The sequence below is a fragment of the Escherichia sp. 20412-1 genome (assembly GCF_003027595.1).
Classification (GTDB): domain Bacteria; phylum Pseudomonadota; class Gammaproteobacteria; order Enterobacterales; family Enterobacteriaceae; genus Escherichia; species Escherichia marmotae.
In genome coordinates this window covers 1-1,004 of sequence record NZ_PYQM01000116.1, presented here as the reverse complement: position 1 = coordinate 1,004, position 1,004 = coordinate 1, and the positions used below count along the sequence as shown (strand labels likewise).

The 1,004-nt window shown below is 53.6% G+C and carries 1 protein-coding gene; it reads right to left on the bottom strand.

The annotated features are described in order from the left end of the window. On the bottom strand, nt 1–1,004 hold a 1,004-nt coding region (tuf, locus tag C7B16_RS24240), incomplete at both ends, for an elongation factor Tu (RefSeq protein ID WP_098729138.1).

The window sequence follows — 1,004 nt, the reverse complement described above, 5'->3', positions numbered from 1 at the left end:
GTACGGCCGCCTTCACGGATTGCGAAACGCAGACCGTCGTCCATCGCGATCGGGTGGATCAGGGTAACAACCATTTTGATGTTGTCGCCCGGCATTACCATCTCTACGCCTTCCGGCAGTTCGATAGTACCAGTCACGTCAGTAGTACGGAAGTAGAACTGCGGACGGTAGCCTTTGAAGAACGGAGTATGACGGCCGCCTTCATCTTTGGACAGAATGTACACTTCAGATTCGAACTTGGTGTGCGGCTTGATGGTGCCCGGCTTAGCCAGTACCTGACCACGTTCGATTTCTTCACGTTTGATACCACGCAGCAGAACACCTACGTTCTCACCAGCACGGCCTTCGTCCAGCAGTTTGCGGAACATTTCAACGCCAGTACAGGTAGACTTCTGAGTCTCTTTGATACCAACGATTTCAACTTCTTCGCCAACTTTGATGATACCGCGTTCCACACGACCGGTAACAACAGTACCACGACCGGAGATGGAGAATACGTCTTCGATTGGCAGCAGGAACGGCTTGTCAATCGCACGCTCTGGTTCCGGAATGTAAGAATCCAGGAAGCCAGCCAGTTCCAGGATTTTCGCTTCCCACTCTGCATCGCCTTCCAGCGCTTTCAGTGCAGAACCACGAACGATCGGAGTGTCGTCGCCCGGGAAGTCGTACTGAGACAGAAGTTCACGAACTTCCATTTCAACCAGTTCCAGCAGCTCTTCGTCATCAACCATGTCGCATTTGTTCAGGAACACGATGATGTACGGAACGCCTACCTGACGACCCAGCAGGATGTGCTCACGGGTCTGCGGCATCGGGCCGTCAGTCGCAGCAACAACCAGGATCGCGCCGTCCATCTGAGCAGCACCAGTGATCATGTTTTTAACATAGTCGGCGTGCCCCGGGCAGTCTACGTGTGCGTAGTGACGGGTCGGGGTGTCGTATTCAACGTGAGAAGTGTTGATGGTGATACCACGAGCTTTTTCTTCCGGCGCGTTATCGATCTG